This is a genomic window from Massilia sp. METH4 (assembly GCF_037094685.1).
Lineage (GTDB): Bacteria > Pseudomonadota > Gammaproteobacteria > Burkholderiales > Burkholderiaceae_D > Rugamonas.
Map to the genome: position 1 here is coordinate 5,990,566 of NZ_CP146614.1, position 21,964 is coordinate 6,012,529.

A 21,964-nucleotide genomic window follows, 5' to 3' on the forward strand; every position below is an offset into this window, starting at 1 on the left:
ATAAAAGGGTAGAGATGAATCTTCGATGGACAGCCGGTCTGGTGGGCGTATTGCTGGCGGGTTGCGGCGGGGGTGGCGGTAGCGACGCGCCTCCGCCACCGCCCACGTCGGTGCCGGCACCAGCCCCGGCACCGGCACCGGCGCCGGCCGTCATGACGGTCGAGTCGGGTACCGTAGCACGCGTGGTTGCCAGCGGTACAGGTGTCCATGTCGACGTTACCGCACGCGCCAGCAACTTTACCCCGAAGGGTACGCTGTACGCCGTTGCAAATGATCCGGCCGGTTTGCTGCAAGTGCCTGTCCAGGTGACGGCCGCCGGCGATACCTACACGTTCTCGCTCGACTCGGCCATGCTCCCGGCCGGCCGCCACGAGGGCACCCTCACGCTGAAGCTGTGCGCCGACCAGGCGTGCACGACGGCACAGGCGGTACCGTCCATCAGCGTGGCGTACGAGCTGACTGTCCTGTCCGCTGGCAGCGCCTGGCCGGGCGACAACCTGAGTGCGCTGGCTCCGCTTGCCGGTGCCTCGGACTGGGCCACGTTCCAGGGCAATAACGCCCATACGGGCTATGTTCCGGCGGAGCTCTCGCCCGACCGCTTCCGCCTGCGCTGGAAGCGCGGTTCCGTCAACACCAGCGCGACCGACAGCGACGCCCCGCCATCGCCGCTCGTCACGTCGGGCGGACTGCTCTTCGCCAGCGGCGACCTGAAGCTCGTGGCCTACCGCGAACAGGATGGCGGCACCGTGTGGAGCCGTGACATGGGCGATACCTCGTACCCTTCCGTGAATCCGCCTGCGGTGGACAACGGCGTCGTCTATATGGCGGCGGGGCAATCCTCGCCGTATCTCTACGCATTCCAGGCCGCCACGGGCAATGTCGTATTCCGTACGCCGATGTCTTCGTACTGGAGCGATTACATGCCTCCAATTGTCCAGAGTGGCGGAGTGTTCACGGCCGGTGGCTACGGCGCGCTCCTCGGCTACACGCTCACGGGCGATAGCCTGATGAACGCCAGCCTGTCCCAGACGACGACATGGACGCCGGCGGGCGATGAAAAAGGCATCTACGCCTATACGGGCGACGCGCTGACGATATTCGACCCGCGCACGGGCGCCAAGCTCAAGACCATCCGGGACAACGCATCCAGCAGCTATGTGTACGCGATCGGCGGAGCCCCGGTCATCGGCGCCAAGGGCGTGTACGCGGCGGCGTACGCAAGCGCTAACAGCTATGGCGGCCGCAACAGCCTGACGCGCTTCGATACCGTGAATGGCTACGTCGACTGGCGCGTGGCGGGTGCGTATCCGGTGACACCAGCCTATGCCAACGGCGTGCTGTATGCGCCGAACACGGCGCCGTTGCGTGTGGAAGCGCGCTCGGAAGAGACGGGCGCGCTGCTGTGGGCCTGGACGCCCCAGCAAAACGTCGAGACGAAGTTCCATGGCGCGCCGGTCGTGACGAAGAACATGCTGTTCTTCAGCACGAACAAAGTCACTTACGCGCTCGACCTGCGGTCCCAGAAGGTCGTGTGGAGCTATCCGGCACCGGGGCACCTGGCGATCAGCGCGAACGGCGTGCTGTACATCCAGACTCCGGATGGGCTGGTGGCGGTCAACCTGAAGTAAGAAAACGGGCCGCCAATCAGGCGGCCCGCCTTGCGCGCAGGACGAGCGCACTCGTCCCCGCCCGGGATTTTTTCGGTCCGACACCACGAGCATCGGCACCGCCTGCCGCAGCAACTGCGCGCTGGGTTCTCACGATCGCCCGCATGTTCCAACAGACGTAGAAGCACGCCCTGCACGTTGCCTGCCCCGACCAACCGGTGGCATCTCCTTGCCGCGCTCGTGAAAACGACACGGCCCGCTCCCACCTGAAGGGAGTCTCCCGCCTCCCCTTCGTCACCCCCCACCATCCCGAACGCCTTCAGGCTGGCCGGTTTCGGAATCTACGCCATCGAGAGAATCCGCATATGCGGCGCGGCACGCTGCCACGACACCCCGCGACCCCGCGCCTCCGGCCCGGGACAGGCTACCACGTAAGGCCGATCCCATCATCATACGTAGTAGTTTCACTACATGTAGTAAATTAACCCAAATTTGAATATTTTCGTGAAACTTGCTACAAATCGGTTGACGCCGGGCTTGCCAGTACGGCAATATCAGCAAAGCTAAGGGAGAGAAGCAGCTGATGGGCTCTTGCAATGCTGTCACAGCTTGGTAGATAACGAGTCGTCGGCAGCTCGACGTGCGGGTGCCGCTGCACTCATCAGCTGGCCTACTGCTTAATTTGCTCTGTAGTTTTAGTAAAGTCTCGTGCCGCAGAACCGTGCGGTCAAGTTCACCATCATTCGTACCTCATCGACATGCTCAACCACGACGTCCACGAATCCAACTCACCCGTCTTCCCGGATCCCGTACAACTCCCCGACCATGACAAGGATGCTCCGCTGAAGGAAGATATCCGCCTGCTCGGCCGCCTGCTGGGCAACGTGATCCGCGAACAGGAGGGCGATGCCGTGTTCGAGGTTGTCGAGGCGATCCGCCAGAGTGCCGTGCGCTTCCGCCGCGAAGACGACGGCGCGGCGGCCGCCGAACTGGCGGCACTGCTGGCCGGCCTCGCGCCGGAGCAGACCAATGCCGTGGTGCGGGCGTTTTCCTACTTCTCGCACCTGGCCAATATCGCCGAGGACCGGCACCATATCCGCCGCCGCCGGGCCCACCTGCTGGCCGGGTCGCCGGCACAGCCGTCCTCGGTCGCCTTCGCGATGGGCCGGCTCGAGGAGGCCGGCGTGGGGCGGGACGCAATTGCTGCATTCCTGCGTGGCGCACTCATTTCTCCGGTGCTGACCGCCCACCCGACCGAAGCACAGCGCAAGAGCATCCTCGACACCGGGCACGCGATCGCCGGCTTGCTCGCCGAGCGCGACCTGCCGCTCACGCCGCACGAGCGCGAGCGCAACGTGCGCCTGCTGCAGGCGCGCATCGCCACGCTGTGGCAGACCCGCATGCTGCGCTATGAAAAACTGACGGTTGCCGACGAAATCGAGAATGCCCTGTCCTACTACCGCACCACCTTCCTGCGCGAGCTGCCGGCGGTGTACGACGATGTCGAACGCGAGATCGCCCATGCGTTCGGCGGCGCGCCCGATCCCGCCGCGGACCTGGCCGATGCCGACTTCCTGCAAATGGGCAGCTGGATCGGCGGCGACCGTGACGGCAATCCGAACGTCGATGCGCACACCATGCGCCACGCGCTGCTGCGCCAGTCCGCCACCGTCATCGCCCATTACCTCGACGAGGTGCGCGCGCTCGGCACCGAGCTGTCCGCATCCACGCTGCTGGTGCCGGCCAGCGAGGCACTGCTGGCGCTGACCCGGCAATCGCCCGACGCGTCGCCGCACCGCAGCGACGAACCCTACCGCCGCGCCCTGATCGGCATCGGCGCCCGGCTGGCCGCCACGGCGCGCGCGTTCGGTCTTGCCGACATCGCCGGCCAGGATGGCGGCACTGCCCTGCCCTATCGCGCTGCGGAAGAACTGCACGGCGAACTGGCCATCCTGGCCGATTCGCTCGCCGCCAACAATGGCGCGATCCTCGCGGAACCGCGCCTCGACGGCTTGCTGCGGGCCGTGCGCATCTTCGGCTTCCACCTCGCTTCGCTCGACATGCGCCAGGGGTCGGACGTGCACGAGGCCGTGCTCGCCGAACTGTTCGCCAGGGGCGGCGTGGCACCCGACTATGCGGCGCTCGACGAGGAAGCCAAGGTGGCGCTGCTGCTCGCCGAGCTGGCGCGCCCGCGCCTGCTGTACTCGCCGTACATCGACTACTCCGCCACCACGGCGGGCGAGCTGGAAGTGTTCCGCGCCGCCCGCGAGCTGCGCCAGCGCTATGGCACCCGCGCCATCCGCCATTACATCATCTCGCACACCGAGACCGTGTCCGACTTGCTCGAAGTGCTGGTGCTGCAAAAGGAGACCGGGCTGCTGCGGCAGGACGACATGCACGGCACGGTCATGGTGGTCCCCCTGTTCGAAACCATTCCCGACCTGCAGCGCGCCGCCGACATCATGGCGCAATGGATGGCGCTGGCGCCGGTGGCACGGCTCATCGCCCACCAGGGCGGCCTGCAGGAAGTCATGCTGGGGTACTCGGATTCGAACAAGGATGGCGGCTTCCTCACCTCGAACTGGGAGCTGTACCAGGCGGAGCTGAAGCTCGTCGACGTGTTCGCGAGCGCGGGCGTGCGCCTGCGCCTGTTCCATGGCCGCGGCGGCACGGTCGGCCGCGGTGGCGGCCCGAGCTACGAGGCGATCCTGGCCCAACCGCCGGGCACCGTCAACGGCCAGATTCGCCTGACCGAGCAGGGCGAGATCATCGCCTCGAAGTTCTCGAACGCCGAGATCGGGCGCCGCAATCTCGAACTGCTGGTGGCTGCCACGCTGGAAGCGGGATTGCTGCCGGCCGCTGGCCCGGCGGACGCGCCGCGGCTCGGCCATTTCGAAGCGGTGATGGCGGAACTGTCGCAGCGCGCCTACCGCGCGTACCGGGACCTGGTGTATGACACGCCCGGCTTCACGGACTACTTCTTCGCCTCCACGCCGATCGCCGAGATCGCCGAACTGAACCTGGGCTCCCGCCCGGCCTCGCGCAAGGCCACGCGGCGCATCGAAGACCTGCGCGCGATCCCGTGGGGCTTTTCCTGGGGCCAGTGCCGCGTGCTGCTGCCCGGCTGGTATGGCTTCGGCAGCGCCGTCGCCGGCTGGCTCGGCGGGGGCGATCGTGCCCAGCGGCTGGCCACGCTGCAGGCGATGGCGCGCGACTGGCCCTTCTTCGCCACCCTGCTGTCGAACATGGACATGGTGCTGGCCAAGACCGACCTGGCGATCGCCTCGCGCTACGCCGCGCTGGTGCCGGACGAAGCGCTGCGCCAGCGCATCTACGGGCGCATCACCGGCGAGCATGCCGCCACCGTGCGGTGCCTGGAGCAGATCACCGGCAACAGCGAGCGCCTGGTGCACAACCCGGCCCTGGCGCGCTCGATCCGCAACCGCTTCCCGTACCTCGACCCGCTGAATCACCTGCAGGTGGAGCTGATCGGCCGCCACCGCGCCCACCCGGCCGCGCCGGAAGACCGGCACAACCGCGTGCATCGCGGCATCCACCTGTCGATCAACGGCGTGGCCGCCGGCTTGCGCAATACCGGCTGACGGCGGCGCCGGCACGGGAAGCGGTGGTGCGCATGATCGGCTACCCGCCGCGCAGCCACCGCGAGCGCCGCGCCACCGGTCGCGCCCGGGGGCTCGCTCAGTAGGACAGCACCAGCAGCGACACCGCCTGGCGAGGCAACTGCATCTTCAGCGTCGCGACACCGTCCCGCACGTCCACCGTGGACGGTTCGGCCAGTTGCGCCAATCCACTCGCCTTCTGCAATTGCGCAACCTGCGCGGCAGTCGGGCTGGCCGGCGATCCCATCCGCTTCCATTCCGCGTACGAATTGCCATGCTCCTGGTCGATCCGATAGTGCCGCACGGAGCCACTCTTTGCCGGGATACCGGTCAGCGCCACTTCGACCGGCGAGCCGGCGTCGATGATGTCGTCGTCGTGGTAGTTCCAGACCAGCACGGCGACCTCCCGTCCACTGCGGCTGGCCAGCGCATCGATATCCGTGCGCTCGCCGCGCACGCCTTCGCGCTGGATGCGGTCGGCGTCGTACGCCCGGTCGCCGCCGACCTTCAGCCTTGAGCCGCGCATCATGCCCAGCATGCGGAACACGTTCAGCACCGGCTTGTCGACACCGTTGGTCGCCAGGTCGCGGTAGCCGGCGAACCACGGCTGGTCCTCGAACAGGAACGACCAGTTCACGGCGCCGATCAGGTTCGTGCCGCGGCGGTCGGCCAGGTCGTACAGGCGTGCCACGGAGGCGGCGGTATAGCTGGCATACAGCGTGCCGTTGCGGTAGGCGTTCTCCGGGTTGGTCTGCATGCCGCAGGCCGCGCAGCCCTCCGGGTCCGACTCGCCGATGATCACGGGGATGCCCTTCAGCTCCGGATACCTGGCCACCATCGCGAAGCCGCGGTCGAGATTGCGGAAGTGCGTGTCCATGCCCATGCGGACGACGCCATCGACGACCTTCGGCGCACCCTTGGCATGCCACGCGACGAAGTCGAGCGGCGAACCGCGTTTGCCGGTGGCGTAATTCGTGCCGTGCAGGGCATGCTGCAGGAATTCCTCCATGAAGTCCGCTGCCACGGCCGTGTGCGGTCCTCCGAAGCGCGCGGTGGGCAAGGCCCGCTTGACCGCGTCGGCGGCATGGTCGTACATCTTCAAGTAGGCCTGGCGGCGGTCCGGCGCGATCAGGTAGTGTCCGTCCGGCTCGTTCCACACTTCCCAGTACCAGCTCTCGACCTCCTGCTGGCCATACCGCTCGACGCAATGGCGCACCCACTGGTAGATCAGCTCCGACCACCTGGCGTAATCCTTCGGTGGATAAGCCCACCCGGTCATGATCTCCTCGTAGCGCACGCCCGGCTTCCACTGGTGCTGGTAGGGCTGCGGCTTGGGCGACAGCGCCTCGGGCATGAAGCCGATCTGCGCCAGCGGTTTCATGCCGCGCTCGACGTAGGCGTCGAAGATGGCATCGACGATCTTCCAGTTGTACACCGGCTTGCCGTCGGCGTCCTCGCTGTACATGCCGGTCGAACCCCACTTGAGCGCGTGGCTGCCGTCCCCCGACGTCATCAGGTTATGCGCGCGCACGTACACGGGCACGGGGCTCAGGTCCGCCAGCTCGGACAGCAGCTTCTTGCCGTTCGGCGTCGTCGTGTAGTTCGGTTCGTCGTAGCCGAACCAGGCCCACAGCGGCGTCATGGGCCCGGTCTCGGCGCGGGTGTCGACGGTCAGCTTGACCGTGGCGGATGCCGGGGCGGCGGGCGCGGCGAGGGGCAGCAGGCCGGCGGCCAGGACGGCGCCGGCAAAGAGGTTCTTCATGTTCGGGTCTCCGGATATTGTTATGCGGCCGAGTCTAGGTGAAACGGCACTGCGGGACCAATCACGATTTTCGCTGCTGCGATAGCGAATTGAGATCAAACCGCGCCATGTTACAACCATCGCTGGCGGTAGCGCTAACAACATTTCCCCGGTAAGCTGCGGTTTCGCCGCCATCTCGTGGAGACCGACAGCAGCGCGGGCCTTGCCGCCCGCGTGCTGCCGACGGGAAGCGGCGCGACGATAACTCAACCAACAAGGATTGACCGAGCATGCCATCGAATCCGCATCCCAGCAGGAAGTCCCGTACACGCGCGCAGGCCATGGTGCTGGCCGTATTTGCCGCAGCAGCCATCGCGACGCCATATGTCCGCGCCGCGGACACCGCGCCGACATTCGCAAGCATCTTCAACGACCACGCGGTAGTGCAGCGCGACGCGCCGATCACCGTGTGGGGCAAGGCGGCTCCCCGTGCCACCGTCACCGTGCAGCTCGCGGGCGCGACCGCCCAGGCAACGGCCGATGGCACCGGCGCATGGCGCGCAACCCTGCCGGCCATGCAGGCCGGCGGCCCGCACGCGCTGCGCGCCACGGTGAACGGCGCCAGCACGACGCTGAACGACATCATGGTCGGCGACGTCTTCCTGTGCAGCGGCCAGTCCAACATGGAACTGAACGTGGCGAATGCGACCAATGCGGAGATGACGATCGGCACCTCCGCCAACCGCAATATCCGCTTCGCCAACGTCGCCAAGGACAGTTCCGCGCTGCGCCGGGACGATTTCGCCACGGTGCCCCAGTGGCAGGTCACCGGCCCGGAGACGACCGCCAAGGCTTCGGCGGTCTGCTATTACATGGCGCGCGCGCTGCAGCGCCAGTACGGCGTACCGGTGGGCTTCATCAATGCCAGCTGGGGCGGCACCACGATCCAGGGCTGGATCGGCGCAGCCTCGCTGCGCACCCTGCCCGCCTATCGCGAATCGATCGACGTGCTGGCCGCCTACGGTGCCGACATGGGCAAGGGCCTGAAAGTGGAGGAGCGTCGCCAGGAAGCCTGGTGGGACAAGACCGATCCGAAGGCCGCCGCCCAGCGCGCCTGGGCATCGCCGCGCTTCGACGACAGCCGCTGGGCCGACATCGAACTCGGCAAGCGCTGGAACGAGTCCGATGCCGGCCCGCTGCGCGAGCACCGCGGCGTCGCCTGGTTCCGCACCACCGTCGATCTGACGGCACGGCAGGCCGCGGCGGGAAGTCACCTGCTGCTCGGCCAGGTAGCCGCGGCCGACACCGCGTGGGTCAACGGCGTGCGCGTCGGCGCGGGCGATACGTGGTGGATGTCGCGCGAATACGCGCTGCCGAAGGGCACGCTGAAGGAAGGCCGCAACGTGATCGCGGTGCGCGTGCTGGGCGACGAGAATGGCGGCGGCCTGCTCGGCGCGGCCGACGCGCGCGCGCTGCGCACGGCGGACGGCGAGAAAATTGCCCTCCCCACGCGCTGGAAGTTCCAGGCCGGATCGGCCCTCAGCGCGAAGCAGGCCGGGGACCCGTGGCAGCCGCCGACCAGCCTGGCCACGCTGTACAACGGCATGATCGCCCCGCTGCAAGGCTACCGCTTCAAGGCCGTCGCCTGGTACCAGGGAGAATCCAACGCTGGCGCCGCGCAGGAATACCGCACCTTGCTGCCCATGCTGTTCGCCGACTGGCGCCGCGCATTTGGCCAGCCCGACCTGCCCTTCCTGGTCGCCCAGCTGGCGGCATTCGGCAAGGTCCCGGCCGCTCCGGGCAACTCGGGCTGGGCCGAGCTGCGCCAGGCGCAATCGATCGCGGTACGCGACGATCCCCACGCCGGGCTGGCCGTCACGTTCGATCACGGCGACCGTACCGACATCCATCCGAGCCAGAAAGCCGTCGTCGGCGAACGCCTGGCGCGGGCGGCGCGCGCCGTGGCTTACGGCGACACTATCGCGGCGGGCGGGCCGCGCGCCGAGACCGTCACCCGCGACGGCAAGGACCTGCTGGTGCGTTTCGCGCGCGCCGAGGGAGGGTTGCGCACCTACGCGTCCGATAGCGCCATCGGCTTCGAAGCGTGCGAACGCGACGCCTGCCGCTACGTTCGCGCCACCGCCAGTGGCGACACGGTCAGGCTGAAGGACGCGGCCACGCCCGGCGTGACGAAGGTGCGCTATGCCTGGGCCGACGCGCCCTTCGTGAACCTGTTCGGCCAGGACGATCTGCCGGCCGACGGTTTCGAGATGGAGGTGAAGTAGCGACCCGCCATCGTCCCGCTTTTCCCTCCGGCCGGGCTTCCACACAATTGACAGCATGCTGTCAAATTGCCAGGATGCTGCATGTCTAGTGAAAACAACCCTCAACCGATCCGCGAACTCGTCCTGAACGTGTTCGCGACGAATGGCCGCCTGGTGGACTCGGGTAACAAACTGGTCCACGGCATCGGCCTGACGACGGCGTGGTGGCAGGTGCTGGGAGCCCTGGGGTATTCCCCCGTCCCGCTCCCCGTGGCGCACATCGCACGCAACATGGGCCTCACGCGGCAGGCGGTACAGCGGGTCGTCGAACTGCTGGCCGAACGCGGGTTCGTCACGCTGGAACCGAACCCGCACCATCAGCGGGCAAAGCTGGTGGTAATCACGCGGCACGGGCGCGCGGCCCTGACGGCGGCCGAATCGGCGGCCGCGGCGGTCGATCGCATGGCGCTCGAGCGCATCGGCGCCGACCGGGTCGCCATCGCGAGCGCCGTCCTGGCCGAGTTGAGGGAGGTGCTGGTGCAGGTCCTCGGCCTGCCGCCGGATTCTAACCTTGCAGGAAACTCACAGGGAAAGGATGAAGAATGACGAACAGCTCCAGGCATGCCGGCTTCGACACCGATGTCATCGTGATCGGCGGCGGTCCGATCGGATTGACCACGGCCTGTGCGCTGGCCCATCACGGCGTGGCTTTCCGCCTCTTCGAACAGCGGCGCGAGCCGAAGCCGAATTCCCGCGCCAACAACCTGTGGGCACGCCCCCAGGAACTGCTGGCCAGCATCGGCATACGCGACGCCCTCGCCGGGCGCGCCTACCGGATCACGCAGATCAACACCCTGCTCAATGGAAAAACCGTCGAGCCCATCGCCATCGCCGATGTCGCGAGTCCCTACCCGGATGTCCTCTACAGCGGCCAGGACGTCATCGAGACCATCCTCGCCGAACAGGTACGAGCCAGGGGCGGCACTGTCGAGCGCGGCCGCAAGGTCGTCGGGCTGGAGCAGGATGCCGACGGGGTGACGGTCACGCTCGCGACCGTCAGCGAAACGGACAAGCACGAGACCGAGGGCCCGACGGAACGGCTGCGCTGCCGCTATGTGGTAGGCGCCGACGGCCACGAAGGCTTCGTGCGCAAGGCGCTGGGCCTCGATTTCGAGCCCGAGAAACTGCCGGCCTGCATGAACCGGCAGGTCGATGCAAAACTGAGCTGGCGGCGTTCCACCGATTTCGACCATCTCTGGTTCTTCTACTATCCGCGCGGCTTTTGCGGCGTGCTGCCCGTCTGGGAGGGATATCACCGCCTGTTCTTCCTGTCCGACGACACGGGCCTCCCGGACCGCGACCCGACGCTGGAGGAAATGCAGGCGATCGCCCGCGAAGTCACGCAGGATGAAACGCTGACGCTTTCCGATCCGATCTGGCTGACCCACAGCAGGTTCCAGCACGGCGTATCCAGCGGCTATGCGAAGGGACGGGTGCTCCTGGTCGGCGACGCGGGCCACCTCACGCTGCCGGCCGGCGGCCAGGGAATGAATGCCGGCCTGCATGATGCGATCGGCGTCGCATGGCGCCTCGCCATGGTGCTGCACGGCGCGGGGCAACCCGTGGTCCTCGATTCCTATGATGCCGAGCGTGGCGGCGAACACCGGCGCCTCGACAGGCAACAGGAAAAAGGATTCCGCAACAGCGTCTATCGCGGTCCGTTGACGGACGCGGCGATGGGTGTCGCCGCCAGCTTCCTGCCCAATATCGGCGAGCTGATCCAGGGTACGGACGACTTGCAGCAATTGACGGTCGCTTACCCCGAAAGCCCGCTGAATGAAGATCACCTGGGCGGCTTGCGCGAGCTGCTGCACCGCCGCGTGCCGCATCCCGGCGACCGCGCTCCGGATGCGGACGTGATCGCGCCGGACGGATCGTCCACGACGCTGTTCGCGCACATCTACAACCCTGACGGGCAAAGCTGGGGATGGGCGCTGCTTGCCTTCGACGGGCAGCAGGCGGACGCCCTGCCCCGGCTACGCACGGCGATCGCCGCCGCCTCGCCCTGGCCATGCATCCGGCCACGGCTGGTGCTGGGCGCCGCCATCGCGCAGCCGGACGATCCAACGGCATTGTCGGACCTCGATGGCGTGGCGCATGCCGCCTTCGGCATGGAAGGCAAACCGGCGCTCGTGCTGATTCGTCCGGACGGCCATATCGCCTTCCGTGCGCCAGCCGGGCGGGCGGACCTGCTGGCCAGCTACTGCACGAAACTGTTCGCCTGACTCACCGTGCCCAGGGCCCGCTGCGCCTTCGCGGGGGCGCGGGCGCTTCGAGATTCCATTCCCCTGCGGCCTGTCGCGATCGAACCGCAGCGCTTGCAGGCCGGCCCGGCCGGCCGCACGCCGCACGCGCCCCGTTCGCAGCACCCATGCCACGGGCCCGGCACGTGCCGGCAATCCTCGCCCGGCATCGGCGGTCGCGGCATTTACCTCGCGAGCTTGCCTCATCGGTGACGTACTTCCAGGCAGAGTCGTCGTTGCCGAAGGCAGGAAAGCACGTCACCTGCCGACCTTCCCGCACCGCGTTGGCCGCATCGTTTGCCGATCGGCGCCTGCCCTGGCTCATCGGCATCCGGCCGGCGGAGGGGCGACGCCACTCTTTCGAACGAAAGCCTTATTTCGTAAAAAGCAGAAATACAACAAGCAATACGAAAGTTCGAAAGATGTTTTGTCATCCCTCGCTTTTCGCTATAGACTCGATTTCACTGGTTGCATGGTGCTCGCCGCGCGCTTTCGACCGAAGTTTCCGCAACGGAGAACGGGTGAATGTGAAAGTAAACGAAAGTACCAGCTGACGCCAGCCGGCCCGAGCCCCGGCTGGCGGCACCGGTGACCGCAAGCGGCGAGCCCCTGCGTTTTCGGCATGCCGGTACTGCTCCGATAACTGATAAAAGGAAGCGTTTTATGAGTTCCCATCCGCAACGCCGCCCGCACGCCGGCCGTCATCCTCGCTTCGTGCTGAAACCCCTCATTGCCGCCTGCCTGCTTGCGCTGGCCAGCTTCGCGGTGCCTGCCCACGCCCAGGAGGATGCCGCCTCGCCCGATGGCGCAAAGCTCGAGCAGGTCATCGTGACCGGCAACCGCGCCAGCCTGCAGCAGTCGCTGGCGCTCAAGCGCAACGCCGCCGTCGTGCAGGACAGCATCAGCGCGACCGAGCTCGGCCGCTTCCCCGACAACAACGTGGCCGACTCGCTCAGCCACATCACCGGTGTTTCCATCTCGCGCACCGCTGGCGGCGAAGGGCAGAAGGTCAGCATTCGCGGGCTGGGACCGGACTACACGATCACCACCTTCAATGGGCGCCTGCTGGGTACCGACAGCGCGGGCCGCTATTTCGCCTACGATGTGCTGCCGGCGGACGTCATCAGCGGTGCCGATGTCGTCAAGTCGACCCAGGCGCAATTGATCGAAGGCGCCATCGGCGGCCTCGTCAACCTGCGCTCGGCCAGCCCGTTCGAACAGAAAGGCCAGCGAGGCCTGCTGCGCGTGGAAGCCGATCGCAACCAGATGAGCGACCTGAACGGCAAGAAGCTGTCGGGTACCTACAGCAATACGTTCGGCGACCGGGTCGGCGTGCTGCTCGGCGTCGTGTACGCCAGGCGCGACGTGCGCACCGACACGGCAGGCAACGATGGCGGCTGGTCGCGCAACCCGATCCCCAGCGACCCGGCCCAGTTCTGGGAGTTCGGCAATACCTGGGGCGGCGCCATCGATCCCAACGGCAACGGCATCCTCGACGCCGACGAGGAAGGCCTGATCGGCCCGGGCCAGTTCCGCTTCGGCTCCATCATGGAAAAGAAGGAGCGCGTGGCGGTCTCGGGCAAGGTTGAATGGCGCCCCAACCGCGACCTGAAAGTCGTCGTCGACGGTTTCGCGACCCGGCTCGACTCGCCGCAGGTCGGCTACCAGCTGTCGTTCTACCCGCTGTACGCGCCGGGCCGATGGTCGAACATGAGCGTCGCCAACGGCGTCGTGAACGACTTGACCTTGTCGAGCACCGACCCTGAACTGCGGCTCAATCCCGAGGTCCTGAACAGGACCGAATACCGGGTCGTCGATACCGCGATGGTGGGCGCCAGGGCGGACTGGAAAGTCTCGCCGAGCCTGAAGGTGAGCGGCGACGTGTACCTGTCCACGTCCAGGCGCGACTCCGGCGGCAAGGACAGCTACGTGGTGCTGCGCATGAACCAGCCCAATGTGACGCGCATCCGGCTTACAGGCGCAGCCGTGCCGGACGTGACGACGACCTTCGCCGACGGCCGCGACCTGCAGGGCGGGCTCGCCCAGGGCCAGTTCAGGGCCAGCGACTTCAACACCCACTTCTACAGCCGCGCGGGCGACAATATCGACGACCGCATCGCCGGCGCGGCGGTCAATGCCGAATGGAAGGTGGACCGCTTCCATGTCGAACGGCTCAATTTCGGCATCAGCCAGACGAACCGCAAGAAGACGCGGGACATGATCAACAACGCGTTCAATGCCGGCCAGGATCATTATTCGAACCAGGACGCGATCAACGTCGGGGCGCTTGGCGGCAACGTCATCGACCGCACGTTCAGCCCGGACAAGTTCCTGTCGGGCGTCGGCGGCAATTTCCCGCGCAGCTTCCTGGGCTTCGACGTGGCCAACTATGCGCAAGCGCTGAAAGGCTTCGACGGCAAGCCGCGGCCGAGCGGCGGCGTGTACAGCTCGGCCCTGTCGGCCCCTGCCTGGAACCCGCTGGAAAGCTACCGCGTGACCGAGAAGACCACGGCGGCCTTCGTGCAGGCCGACCTGGCCGGCGAGCGCTGGAGCGCGGACGTGGGCGTGCGCCTCGTACACACCAAGACCACCGCGCAGGCCTGGGATGCGAAGATCAACGACATCATCGAGAACGGCGCCTTCAACTACACCGCCGTCTACGCCGATCCGACCGCGGTGCGCCAGGAAGCGAGCTACACGTTCGGGCTGCCGTCGGCCAACTTCACCTACGCGATCACGGACACGCTGCAGCTGCGCCTGGGCGCCGCCAAGACGATGGCGCGCCCGTCGGTGGACAAGCTCGCGCCATCCAGCACCACCGCCAGCATCTCCTGGGGCGATTTCACGCAGATCTTCGGCGGCAACGCCGAACTCAAGCCGTACAGCGCCCGCCAGGCCGACATCTCGCTGGAGTGGTATTACGCCAAGGATTCCGCGCTGACCTTCGCCGTCTACCAGAAGAACATCAAGAACCAGATCACCACCCTCTGGCTGACGGGCCAGGACATCGGCGCGCCCGGCGGCCGCCTGTTCAACGTGCAGCGGCCCGTCAACGGCGACAGCGCCAAGGCGCGCGGCATGGAGATCGGCCTGCAGCACCTGTTCCAGAACGGCTTCGGGGTGCGGGCGCAATACACGCGCAACCTGTCGAGCAGCTGGGTGAACGGCATCGAACGCCCGCTCGAGGGCATCGCGCCGGCGACCGCGTCGTTCGGCGTGCTTTACGAGAAGGGCCCGTTGAGCATGAGCGCCACGGCCGACCACACCGACGGGTTCGTGACCGCCACCAATGTGATCGGTGCCGGCTTCAACGAGGTCGCGAACTCGGTGACGTGGCTGACGGCCCAGCTGGCCTACCAGGTGAACAAGTCGCTGCGCATCAGCATCGAAGGCAACAACCTGACCGATGCGGAGCAGGCGCCGCAGCTGACCAACGGCACGATCAGCCTTCCCAACGGCTATTACCGCTACGGCCGCTCCATTACCCTGGGCGCGAGCCTGAAGTTCTGATGCCCACTCGACAACCGGAATCCTGATGCGACCCATTTCAATGCGACCTGTCCTCTCCTCCCTTGCCGCCCTGCTCTCCGGCGCTGTATTGTTTTGCCCGCACGCGGCCGCCGAACCGGGCTACACGATGGCAGACTATGCCCGCGTGGTGAAGATCGATGCGCACCTGCACCTGCACGACGCTGCCCCCGCCTTCATGGAGGCGGCCAGGGCCCAGAACTTCAAGGCCCTGACGATCAACGTCGACTATCCCGACTTCCCGCCGCTCGACGAACAGCAGCGTGTGGCCATCGCGCTGAAGAAGCAGTTCCCGCGCGACGTGGCATGGGTGGCCAGTTTCCCGGTCGACGGCTCGGACCGGCCGGGCTGGCTGCCGGCCACGCGCCGGCGCATCGCCGCCTCGATGGCGGCCGGCGCCGTGGGCGTGAAGGTGTGGAAGAACATCGGCATGAGCCTGCGCGACAAGGACCGGCAGCTGGTCATGATCGACGATGCCCGCTTCGCCCCGCTGTTCGAGGACTTCGCCCGCCAGGGTATTGCCTTGCTGGGCCACCAGGGCGAGCCGCACAACTGCTGGCTGCCGCTCGAGAAGATGACGGTCAATAACGACCGCGAATACTTCAAGGCGCATCCCCAGTACCATATGCACCTGCATCCCGAGATGCCCAGCTGGGAGGCGCAGATGGCCGCGCGCGACCGCATGGTGGCGGCGCACCCGAAGCTGCGCTTCATCGGCGTGCACCTCGCCTCGCTGGAGCGCGACGTGGACGAGCTGGCCGCGTTCCTCGACCGTTTCCCGGCCGCCGTGGTGGACATCGCCGCGCGCATCGGCCAGGTACAGCACCAGAGCCAGAAGGACCGCGAGCACGTGCGCCGCTTCTTCATCAAGTACCAGGACCGCATCCTGTATGGCAGCGACATCGCGCAAGCCCCCGGCCAGGACGGCGCCGCGCTGGGCCGCGAGGCCGGCGACGTCTGGCGCATGCACTGGCGCTACTTCAACACCGCCGAGACCTTCAAGGTGGCCGATCTCGACGCCCCCATCCAGGGCCTCGCCCTGCCGCGCCAGGTGGTGGACAAGCTCTATCGCATCAATGCCGAACGCGCCTTCCCGGGAGCCTGGGAGGACCGGCCATGACCGCGCGCCGTGCGTTCCTCCAGTGGCTCGGCGCCGCGCCGCTGGCGACGCGGATGCCGTTCGCCCGCGCCGCCGAAGGCAAGGGCCATGTGCGCGTGCAGGATGGCGCCGTGTCGCTGCAGTTCGACGGGCGGATGCGTTGCCGCATCGTCAGCCTGGCGGGCCGGCAGCCTGTCGCGCTGACCGGCTTCGACACCAGCGAGTACCTCGTCGCCGGCGGCAAGCCGCTGGGCCGGTTTGCGGTGCGCACGGCCGAGCCGGCGCGCACCACCACGCCCTTCGGCGCCGGGCAGGCACTGCGCCTCGTGGGCGGTTCGAGCGAGGGCCTCGAGAAGCGCATGACCGTGACGCTGCTGGACGAACATCCGGGCGTTGCCCTGCTGGAGGTGAGCTACGTGAACACGGGCGGCACGCCGCTTTCCGTCGACGCCTGGGTGAACGGCGCGCACCGCCTGGCCGCCGCGCCGCGCCATGCGGGCGGCTACTGGACGTATTCCGGCGCCAGCCACGCCGACCGGCGCGACTGGGTGCAGCCCGTCAAGCGCGGCTTCGAGCAGCGCAATTTCATGGGGATGAATGCGTCGGACTACGGCGGCGGCACGCCGGTCGTCGACGTCTGGCGGCGCGACGCCGGGCTGGCCATCGGCCACCTGGCCCTGCAGCCGCTGCTCGTCTCGCTACCCGTGAAGGCGGCCGGCGACCAGGTCGACGTTGCGCTGCGCGGCGACGTGCCGCAAACGCTGGCCCCCGGCGCCGTGCTGGCCACGCCGCCCACCTTCATTGCCGTGCACCGCGGCGACTTCTACGTGCCGCTGGACCGCTACCGCCGCCTGATGGCCGCCCAGGGCCTGGCCGCGCCCGAGCCGCCGCCAAGCGCCTACGAGGCGCAGTGGTGCGCCTGGGGCTACGAGCGCGACTTTTCGCTCGACTACGTGCGCGCCACGCTGCCCAAGGTGCAGGAGCTGGGCTTCAAGTGGGCCGTGCTCGACGACGGCTGGCAGGTGAAGACGGGTGACTGGACGCCGGACCTCGCCAAGTTCCCGCGCGGCGCGGCCGACATGAAGGCGCTCGTTGCCGACATCCACGCGCGTGGCATGAAGGCGCGGCTGTGGATCGCGCCCCTGGCCGTGGCCCCCGGCAGCGACGAGCTGCACGACCACACCGACCTGCTGCTGCTCGACAAGGACGGCGCGGCGCAGGACGTGACGTGGTGGAACTGCTTCTACCTGTGCCCGGCCTACGACAAGACGCAGGCGCGCCTGGCGGCGACGATCCGCATGATCATCGGTGACTGGGGCTTCGACGGGCTGAAGGTCGACGGCCAGCACCTGAACGGCGTGGCGCCCTGCTTCAATCCGAAGCACCGGCACGCGCGGCCGGAAGAATCCGTCGAGGCGGTCGCGGACTTCTACAAGGTGATGCATGACGTGGCGCATGCGGTCAACCCGGAAGCGGTGGTCGAGGTGTGCCCCTGCGGCACGAGCTACGCCTTCCACAACATGCCGTTCATGGACCAGGCACCCGCGTCCGATCCGCTGTCGAGCTGGCAGGTGCGCCACAAGGGCAAGACGCTGAAGGCGCTGATGGGCCCGTGGTCGGCCTATGCGGGCGACCACGTGGAGCTGAGCACCGGCGGGCAGGACTTCGCCTCCAGCGTGGGCATCGGCGCCGTGGTGGCCACCAAGTTCACCTGGCCGGAAGATCCCAAGCCCAAGGACTCCTTCCTGCTGACGCCCAAGCGGGAAGCGCACTGGCGGCAGTGGGTCGACCTGTACAACAAGCAGCGTCTCGCCGAAGGGCGCTACCGCGGCGACCTGTACGACCTGGCCTTCGACAAGCCGGAAACCCACGTCGTCGAGCAAGGTGGCGCGCTGCACTATGCGTTCTACGCCCCGCGCTGGGACGGCACGGTCGTACTGCGCGGCCTCGGCCCGGGCACCTGGACGGTGCGCGACGCGTTGACCGGCACGTCCCTCGGCACGGTGACGGCCGCGCAGCCCGCGCTGGCCGTGCGCTTCGTCCACAGCCTGCTCGTCGAGGTGCGGCCCGATCTTCCCGATGCGCTGCCGGTCGCCTTCGCCGCCAGCATCGCCGGCGTGGGCGCGGACGGTTTTCCGCGCGCATCGCAGTGGGCCGACGCGCCGGCGACCTTCTTCCGCCACGACTGGCAAGGCAACCCGCTCGCCGGCGCGCAATCGACCCGTGTGCAACTGCTGCGCGGGGCCGGCCATCTGTACCTGCGCTTCCTCTGCAAGTTCGAGTCGCTGCATACCTTCGATCGCGCCGCCTCGACTACCGATGTCTGGCCGCTGTGGGAGCGCGACGTGGTCGAGGTCTTCCTGCAACCGCCGGAACGCGCTGGCCTGAAGAGCTACCGCGAGGTGGAAGTGGCGCCCAACGGGCTGCTGCTGGATGTCGCCGTCGAGGTGTCGGGCAAGCGCCGCATCGTGGGCGAGAGCCGCGCCAGGACGCACATCGATGCGCGCAACAAGGTATGGACCGCCGAGCTGGCCGTGCCGATGCGCGGCGCCGAAGACGGCTGGCGCCTCAACCTTTTCCGCGTGGAAGGCCGGGAAGGCGCCGGGAAGGGCCGCGTCTTTTCGGCGTGGAGCCCTACCGGCACCGCCACGCCGGACTTCCATGTGCCGGCCGCCTTCGGCCGCCTGCGTGCCGCCGCTTGACAACGCCTGCGCACGCCCGCCGTGCCGGCGGGCGCCCGCCTCGGCACAATGTGCAAGCCAGCAAAGGGAGGATGGACCTTGCACGCGGCCGGAGGATTTTCAGGATTCACCTCGCAGCAGTTACACTGCCGGCTTGCTGATGAGGGAGAAAAATAGTGGACTGCCGTATCGTCCTGTCTTGCGTAGTTTTATTTTGGCAATTCCTGCACGCAGGTGCTGTCATCGCCGCCACGCCCTCCTTCGACCGGAAGACGTGGGGCCAGGCCGAGGGCGCGCCGCAAGCCGCGTATGGGGTCGCGCAGGATGGCGACGGAATATTGTGGTTTCCGACAGTAAGTGGTCTCTACCAATTCGATGGAGAGCGCTTCGCGCAGGTCGACGCCGTTTACGGAAACGCCCTGCAATCGAACAATCTCATAGCGGCCGTCGCAATACCTGACGGCCTGGCCGTCAGCTACCAATTCGGCGGCGTCTCCGTCTTCACTCGCGGCGCGGCATGGAACTACGGTGCCAGGGAGGGCCTTCCTTCCGGCGCGGTAAAAACTCTGGCCGCGGACAAGACGGGAACACTGTATGCCAATACGAGCACAGGCGTGGCGAGGCTCGCTGACCACTCGGGCAAATGGACGCAACTGGATGTCGCGGCAATGGAAAAGATGCCCATACGCTGGATCGACGTCGATGACGCGGGCACGCTCTGGGCCGCTACGGACGCATCCGTGTATGCGGTGCGGCAGGGGCACTCTTCATTCCGCCTGGTTGCCAGCATATTCCAGCAATCGTTCCCTTCCATCATCCGAGGCAAACTTGTCGCTTATGCCGGCCAGGGACGGCTGGTGGAGCTATCACTGGACCGGCCACCTGTCGTTTTTCGACTGGAAGCGCACGAAGGATTGAAAGACAGTCCGTTCGAGGGGCCGGATGGCACATGGTGGGCGTGGCTCAAGGGTGGAACGACGTTCCTGCATTCCGGGGACGATCGCGCATTTCGGATTGCTCAGGATTTCGAGGGTGGTGGCGTACAGGGCAGGATGGTGATGCGCACGCTGGTGGATCGCGAGAACAATCTGTGGATCACCACTCCCGAAGGTGTCGAGCGGTACCGCGTTTACCGATTGCATTCCCTTCGGTTTCCGTACGTTGCGCTGGATCTTCACGTGGGCCGTGGCCTTGGGGACGATATGCTCGTGACGAATCGCGACGAGGGCCCGGTGCAGCGCCTTGCCGCGGGCCGGATGATGACGCTTCCGGGCGTGACTGGCGTTTCAGCCATGCACCGGGAGAATGCGGACAGCGTGTGGCTCGGCGGCTCCTCGGGCGTGGTGCACCTTACCAGCCGCGGGATCGAACACTGGCCCCTGCCGGGCGAGCTGGGAGTGGCGCTGGCTGTCCAGAGCATCGTCACGGACCAGGCGGGAACCGTCTTCGTGTCCATCGTGCGCAATGGCGTGTATCGCTTGCTCGACGGTCGATGGTCCAGGGTCGTGGCTGCAGGCAGTGTGGCAAACGACACCCCGGTTTGCATGGTCGCGACTCCCTCCGGGCGAATTTATCTCGGCTATACCGCGGGGCGGCTCGCCGAACTGACGCCTGACGGCATCCGCGTTATCTCGACCGCGCTGGCCGACCCGGTCGGCACCATCCTCAGCCTGTGGGAGATCGATGGGCACCTGTTCGCGGGTGGCGATCGTGGGGTCGCCCGGCTGTATGGCGGGAAGGCCATTCCCTTGCGACCGCACGGAATGGCCGCATTCGCGGGAATTTCCGGGATGGCGGCCGATCACGCAGGCTCACTCTGGCTGCACGGGCCAAAAGGCCTCATCCGCGTGCCTGCCGAGGAACTGAAGCAATTCCTGGCGGGCCAGTCCAGCCCGGTGCAGTGGGAAGTCTTCAATCATGAAGACGGGTTGCGCGGCCAGGTCAGCCAGATCCGGCCGCTGCCTTCGCTGAGCATGGCCAATGATGGCCGGGTCTATTACGCGACGTCGGCCCAAGTCGGCTGGATCGATCCTGCGGCGATTCGCCGCAATCCGCGCGCCCCGACGGTACTCGTCACGTCGCTGCTCGCCGGTGGGGCCAGCCTTCCCGGCACGCCCCGCATGGAGCTGCCCGCCGGAACGACCGGCGTGGAGATCCGCTTCGCTGCCACGGCATTGTCGATCCCCGAGCGGGTCCGGTTTCGCTACCGCCTGGCAGGCGTGGACGAGGGCTGGCAACAACCCGGACGCGAGCGCGCGGCGCGATACACGAATCTCGCTCCGGGCGCTTACCGCTTCCAGGTCATTGCGGCGAACGAAGATGGAGTGTGGAACGATACCGGTGCGATAGCGGAGTTTTCGATCGCCCCCAGGGTGTGGCAGACCGGCTGGTTCCGTGCCATCGCTATCGTGCTGATCCTTTTGCTGGGCGTGGTCCTGTACCGCTGGCGCATTGCCGCCGTGGCCCGGCGCGCGGCGGAACGAACGGCGGCGCGCATGGAAGAGCGCGAGCGTATCGCCCGCAATCTGCATGACAACCTGTTGCAAGGCGTGCAAGGCCTGATCCTGAACTGCCACGCCGTCCTGATGCGGATGCAAGCGGGTACTCCGGAGGAACAGAAGCTGGGCGAGGTGCTGGCCAGGGCTGACCGGCTGATCGAGGAGACGCGCGACGAGGTGATGGACCTGCGGGGCGAATCGGCACAGCTTCATCTGGAGGACAGGTTGCAGGAATTGCTCGCCCAGTTGGGACGGGATGCAGACCCCGTAAAGCTGGAATTGACAGGTCGCCTCGATCGTCTCGACGCTGGCTCCGCCACGGAGATTTTCTACATCCTGCAGGAAGCGATTACCAACAGCGTACGGCATTCCGGCGCACAGCTGATCCGCGTAGCCGTTGATGTCACGGACGATGGCGTATACGCCTCGGTCAGCGACAATGGTTCGGGCATGGAGCCCGGCATGATCGAGAAGGGGAAAATCGGGCACTGGGGCCTGACCGGAATGCGCGAGCGAGTCCATCGCAGTGGCGGAACGCTGACGATCGACAGCAAAGCCGGTGCCGGAACCACGGTGGCATTTTCGATCCCTGCGCGATCCGTATTCAAGGTCTAGTCCCCATG

Annotated in this window: 10 protein-coding genes; 9 read left to right on the forward strand and 1 reads right to left on the reverse strand. The window is 67.1% G+C overall.

The window, feature by feature from the left end; genetic code table 11:
* Nucleotides 1-14: 14 nt before the first annotated feature.
* Both V6Z91_RS26200 and ppc read left to right on the forward strand, forming a co-directional pair.
* Complete coding sequence (locus tag V6Z91_RS26200) at nucleotides 15-1,628, forward strand: PQQ-binding-like beta-propeller repeat protein (RefSeq protein WP_338763201.1); 1,614 nt, start codon at nucleotides 15-17, stop codon at nucleotides 1,626-1,628.
* 737 nt (nucleotides 1,629-2,365) lie between these two features.
* Nucleotides 2,366-5,209, forward strand: coding sequence for a phosphoenolpyruvate carboxylase (ppc, locus tag V6Z91_RS26205; protein ID WP_338763203.1), 2,844 nt, complete (start codon nucleotides 2,366-2,368; stop codon nucleotides 5,207-5,209).
* Nucleotides 5,210-5,306: 97 nt separating this feature from the next.
* Here ppc and V6Z91_RS26210 read toward each other — a convergent pair whose 3' ends face one another.
* Complete coding sequence (locus V6Z91_RS26210) at nucleotides 5,307-6,989, reverse strand: hypothetical protein (protein ID WP_338763205.1); 1,683 nt, start codon at nucleotides 6,987-6,989, stop codon at nucleotides 5,307-5,309.
* 269 nt (nucleotides 6,990-7,258) lie between these two features.
* On the opposite strand from V6Z91_RS26210, the gene V6Z91_RS26215 reads away from it, so the two are divergent.
* The 7 genes from V6Z91_RS26215 to V6Z91_RS26245 all read left to right on the forward strand — a co-directional run bounded on the left by V6Z91_RS26215 (nucleotide 7,259) and on the right by V6Z91_RS26245 (nucleotide 21,956).
* Complete coding sequence (locus V6Z91_RS26215; RefSeq protein ID WP_338763208.1) at nucleotides 7,259-9,253, forward strand: sialate O-acetylesterase; 1,995 nt, start codon at nucleotides 7,259-7,261, stop codon at nucleotides 9,251-9,253.
* A gap of 81 nt (nucleotides 9,254-9,334) precedes the next feature.
* Nucleotides 9,335-9,838 carry a helix-turn-helix domain-containing protein gene (locus V6Z91_RS26220; protein WP_338763211.1) on the forward strand — a complete coding sequence of 168 codons (504 nt, stop codon included), beginning with the start codon at nucleotides 9,335-9,337 and terminating at the stop codon, nucleotides 9,836-9,838.
* The gene (locus tag V6Z91_RS26225; protein ID WP_338763214.1) at nucleotides 9,835-11,517 is read left to right on the forward strand and encodes an FAD-dependent monooxygenase; all 1,683 of its coding nucleotides are present in this window, start codon (nucleotides 9,835-9,837) and stop codon (nucleotides 11,515-11,517) included. Before V6Z91_RS26220 ends, V6Z91_RS26225 begins: the two co-directional genes overlap by 4 nt.
* A 681-nt stretch (nucleotides 11,518-12,198) precedes the next feature.
* Complete coding sequence (locus V6Z91_RS26230) at nucleotides 12,199-15,045, forward strand: TonB-dependent receptor (protein ID WP_338763216.1); 2,847 nt, start codon at nucleotides 12,199-12,201, stop codon at nucleotides 15,043-15,045.
* Between the two features lie 25 nt (nucleotides 15,046-15,070).
* Nucleotides 15,071-16,183: a hypothetical protein gene (locus tag V6Z91_RS26235; RefSeq protein WP_338763219.1), complete on the forward strand. Its 1,113-nt coding sequence runs from the start codon at nucleotides 15,071-15,073 to the stop codon at nucleotides 16,181-16,183.
* Nucleotides 16,180-18,864: an alpha-galactosidase gene (locus tag V6Z91_RS26240; protein WP_338763221.1), complete on the forward strand. Its 2,685-nt coding sequence runs from the start codon at nucleotides 16,180-16,182 to the stop codon at nucleotides 18,862-18,864. Before V6Z91_RS26235 ends, V6Z91_RS26240 begins: the two co-directional genes overlap by 4 nt.
* Nucleotides 18,865-19,019: 155 nt before the next feature.
* Nucleotides 19,020-21,956: a triple tyrosine motif-containing protein gene (locus tag V6Z91_RS26245; protein ID WP_338763223.1), complete on the forward strand. Its 2,937-nt coding sequence runs from the start codon at nucleotides 19,020-19,022 to the stop codon at nucleotides 21,954-21,956.
* Nucleotides 21,957-21,964: the final 8 nt, after the last annotated feature.